This window comes from Nocardia sp. NPDC003693 (assembly GCF_053981095.1).
The window spans coordinates 12,964-17,522 of the sequence record NZ_JBSFNO010000056.1 but is presented as its reverse complement, the minus strand read 5'-3'; the positions used below and the strand labels follow the sequence as shown (position 1 = coordinate 17,522).

General features: G+C 66.9%; 3 protein-coding genes. 1 reads left to right on the top strand and 2 read right to left on the bottom strand.

What is annotated here, in order from left to right:
- Positions 1–571: 571 nt before the first annotated feature.
- Complete coding sequence (locus ACWDOP_RS36220) at positions 572–1,921, bottom strand: GAF domain-containing protein (protein WP_454201667.1); 1,350 nt, start codon at positions 1,919–1,921, stop codon at positions 572–574.
- A 360-nt stretch (positions 1,922–2,281) separates the two neighbouring features.
- Positions 2,282–3,682 carry a mycofactocin biosynthesis glycosyltransferase MftF gene (gene mftF, locus ACWDOP_RS36215; RefSeq protein WP_454201666.1) on the bottom strand — a complete coding sequence of 467 codons (1,401 nt, stop codon included), beginning with the start codon at positions 3,680–3,682 and terminating at the stop codon, positions 2,282–2,284.
- 230 nt (positions 3,683–3,912) lie between these two features.
- Between mftF and mftR2 the strand changes: the two genes are divergently transcribed.
- Positions 3,913–4,533: a mycofactocin system transcriptional regulator MftR2 gene (gene mftR2, locus ACWDOP_RS36210; RefSeq protein ID WP_454201665.1), complete on the top strand. Its 621-nt coding sequence runs from the start codon at positions 3,913–3,915 to the stop codon at positions 4,531–4,533.
- Positions 4,534–4,559 lie beyond the last annotated feature (26 nt).

The following is a 4,559-nucleotide window of genomic DNA, read 5'->3' as shown; positions in this document are numbered from 1 at the left end:
CGCATCGCCTCGCGACGCGTTGTCTCCACCGATACTCCCCAACTCCGTACCCTGCACCAGAGCCTCCTTCTTCAAACTTGCCCGCCATGCGGCCGAACGGGTTTCCGGGCAGCACGAAATAGGCCTGGGGTACCGGAGGATCCGATGCCCGAAGCCGCGAAATTCGCACTGCTCCTGGGTGATTCGACGAATGCGCGACGTCTTTCCCGACGTGTACGCGCGTGCTTCAACTAGCGCTCGAACCGATCGCGGTCCCCGCGATCCGCGCTCGGGATGTGACGGCGAGACGGCCGTTCACATCGTGGGTGTACTGCTTGCCGATCTCCTCCAACTCACCGCCGAGCGATGCGTACCGCGACCTGTCGCGAACCTCGCGTTGTCGCCTGCATCACACTTGCCGTCCATGCATTGCGAAGACTAGGCGGTACGTGAATAAAACGGAACTTTTTGCCCGAAAAAAGTTGGACGAGCGTCTAGTTGGTTCCGGAGATTACGCGGCGACCGCGATAAATGTGGGTGCAACCACATGACAAGGCCCAGGTGTGACCGAGGGCACTTTCGAATGCGAAGACTATGAGTCGAAACGTTGCATCTGCGTTGCATCCGCACCGAGGCGGCGATCGAGCACGCGAATCTTCGCCTCGATCTGCGCATACAGAGGTGAATCGCGGTCCACGGTGGCCCGATAGGCCGCCCACGCGGCCGCATCGTCGCGTCCCTCGGCACACGCGGTCCATCGGCTCAGCACCGAGGTTTCACCCGAACGCAGCACGGCGGTCCGCAACCGCACGCGCAATTCATCGCGAATGTCTATAACTCCAGGAGCGTTCGACCGCGGCAGCGCCGGGCCCGAATACAGCCGCACCGCCGAGTCCACGTCCCCGGAATCGAGTGCGGCGCGCAGCGCCTCCACGTCCGTGGCGATCGGCACCCGGAGCCGGTAGGGGCGCGAGCCGAAGACATTGGGACCGACCACCGAGCGCAACCGGGACATGGCCGCGCGAATCGTGGCGTTGTCCAGATCCGCGTCGTCGAGCAGCAGCGCCAGATGATCCGCGGACAGGCCCTCGGGATGCTCGCCCAGCAGCAGCAAAATCTCGGCGTGCCGCTGCGACAGCGGAACTCGCTCACCGGCCACGGTCAACTGCGGCTGTCCCAGCCCCAGCACCTCGAGTCCGAGACGCTCGGGCACCGGCGCCTCCCCGGCACGGCGATCCTGGCCCGATCGCACCGCGGCCAGCAGCAGATCCATCTCCATGGCCGTGGCCGCAGCCTTCACCAGCGCCAGAATCTCCGGCCGCGCCACCCGGACGCCGCCCGCGATCATCAGCACGCCGACCAACCGGCCGTCCGGATCATGCACGGGCGCAGCGGCTCCGGTGATCTGATGCATGCGATGCAGGAAATGCTCCGGGCCGTGAATCCAGGCCGCGCGCCCGGTGCGCACCACCAGACCCACCGCGTTGGTGCCGACCCGGCGCTCGCTCAGATCGTTGCCCTCGCGCACACCCGCCTCGGACGCCGCCTGCACCCGGTCGGGATTGCCGTGCACCGACAGCACCCGGCCGAACTGGTCGGCCACCACCACGATCAGGCCCGTGCTGGTGGCATCGCGCAGCAGCAGCTTGTCGACCAGCGGCATGACCGCCGCGATCGGATGCGCGTCGCGATAGCGTTCGAGATCGGCTCCGCGCAGTCCGCGGCCGTCGTTTTCATCGAGTGGATCGACCCCGCCGCGCAGGCTGCGCAACCACGACTCCAGCACCATGGGTCGCAACAGACCCGGTAGCTGACCGAGCTGGTCGCCGCCCACACTGAGGTATCCGTGGGCTTGCGCGGCATAGGCCTCGAGCGCACCCAACTGAGTGCCCGGCTCGGCGCCGTGCTGCGGACTGCTCCCACCTGCGAGATTGCTAACCATTTGCCTTTCTTTCCCGAACCAAAGAGTACCGACGGCGATCCGAACCGAAGTACGAAGCCGTTCGTTTGTCCCGCAGGTCACACCCGAATCCGAGCCTCGCGAAATGTGACCCTCGCCAAGTCGGGTATGCCCGTCGGGCGCACACCTCACGGTGTAAGCGCAGGCTCTGCGAGGATTTCGGCGCGCGGGCGCAGAGGCCGGCGCGGTGCTCGAACTACGGGAACGGGCCGTTTGCGGGCGGTACGGGAAGGGACGCGCACGCGCGCTGTCCGGGACCGCCGCGCGGTGCGCGGCGGGGATCCGCACCCGCGTCCGGCGCCTGGCGGCACGGCCGGCCGGGCGCGGGTACGGGGTGGGAATTCAGTTGGGCGGCAGGGTGGGCCGCAGGACCGCGGCGCTGCGCAAACGCGCCGCACCCCACCACAGACCGGTGCCGTAGGCGACGTCGTCCAGGGTCTTGCAGGCCACGTAGCGGGCGGGATCGAGGCTGCCGGACTCGCGGTGAATGAACCAGTCGGCCAATCCGTCGGCCACCGCGATGGTGATCGCGAGATGCCGGATACGGCGCGAGCAGAGCATGCCGAGCAGGGTGACCGGCCAATAGTGCCGGCACAGGGAGGAAGCCAAACGCCAGAGACCGCCGGAGAAGCCGCGCGCCATATATATGGCCGCCACCCGGGTCGGATTGTCGAGATCCGCGAATACTCTGCGTAGTCGGAACAGCGTGGCGACCAGGGTCAGCGCCCCGCCCAGCACACCCCAGCGGGTCATCGTCCCGAACAGCAGCGCGGCCACCGCGGTCCAGATGGGAATCGACAGCGGCGCGGCCATTCCCGCGTGCCGCCGGCCCAGCGGCGCCACCCCGGTGCCATGGGTGACTTTGTGAGCGAACCACTTTCGCAGGGACACCGGATTGCTGTGCGCGACACGGGCGGCGGGTTCGTACCGCAGGCGCCAGCCCGCGCTGTCCAGCCGCCAGCACAGGTCGATATCGCCGCCGGCCGCCATGGATTCGTCGAATCCGCCCTCGGACAACAGCGCCAGCCTGCGCACCAGCAACGCGGTGCTCGGCACGTACGGCACCGCGCCGTGCGCCTGCACCGCGGACTCACGACGGCCCCGGTGCACCGAACCGCGGGTGTGCTCGTAGCGGGCCAGCAGCGTGGAATCGGGATCCATGGCCAGGATCCGCGGGGCGACCAGGGCCACCTTGGGATCGCTGAAATGACCGAGCATGACCTCCAGCCAGCCGGTGCGCGGTACCACGTCCGGATCCAGGAAGGCCACGAATTCGGTGGCGGCCGAGCGTAATCCGAAGTTGCGAGCGGCCGCGAGGCCGCGTCGTCGGTCCCGGCGCAGCACGGTCACCCGGCAGCGATGGGCCCGGTTGACCGGAATGCGCACGGGTTTGTCGGAACCGTCGTCCACCACGATCACGGTGTAGCCGCGCAGCGCCGTGAGCAGGCGCGCGAGTCCCTCCGGATCGTTGTGCACGGGCACGATGACGGTGACGTCCTCGAGCGAAGGCAGCAGGCGCGGACGCGGATTCGCCACCCCGGAATCGAGCAGACGTCTGGCAACTCGAGCGGACGTAGGGTCTGTCACCTCGAGGTACCCGTCACCGATCATGGCCGCAGCCTCCGGTGCGAGGCGGAGCATTCGGGTCGGTGAGCCACCGACCAGGAACCGTCCACCGGAGTAAGTGCGCACCCTGGGATCGATCCGCACCCCGAAACCATCGGGAAGACGATCATGGCGCATTCCAAGAATGCTAGGCCAGCACACAGTTGGCAATCATGATTGGCGCGCCGCCGCTCTCCGGATAGTCCGTTTTCCTCATCGCGTCTCCCGGGGCCGGACCACCGCGCCGGACGGCGCTCTAGACTGCGGGATGGCTGACGCGCCTGCGAAAAACAGGAAAAGCGGCAGGTAACAGGCAGGGTCGGAAATTCCGGGCCCACGGTGGTCGAGGTGGTATGGGAGTCGGGCGCATGCAGACAGGCGGGGGCGGCAACACCCTCTCGGAATCGGAGATCGTCGAAGCCGCGTTGCGCGTGGTTCGACAGGACGGGGTGGAGAAACTCTCCATGCGGCGGCTCTCCCGCGAACTCGGTGTCTCCCCGATGGCCCCCTATTACTACGTCGCCGACAAACGCGAGCTACTCGATCTCGTCGCGACCGCCGCGCTCACCGGAGTACGCAAGCCCCCACCGGAATTCGGCACCTGGCAAATGCGCCTGCGTGACCTCATCGACCAGATCGACGAGAAATTGCGCAGGCACCCGGGGCTCGGCGATGTGCTCATCGAGCAGATGCTCGGCAAACAGCTCGACCTCATCGCGGCCGTGATGGAAATCCTGTTCGACGCCGGATTCGACGAGCGCAATGTGCTGTCCTCGTATGCGACCATCCACACCTACCTGTTCGGCCGCGGGAAGGTGAACCCGCGCGATCACGGCGCACTCGCGGATCGGGTGCTGCCCGAGGCCGTCGAACGGGCCATGAAGCATATGGGCGACCTGCGTGGGAAATACTCCTACGACTTCTCCATGGACGTGCTGATCGCCGGACTCGAGGCTCAGCTTGTCCGGCAGCGCGACAGCCACGTATAGTCAAACTAGAACACGTTCTAGTTTGT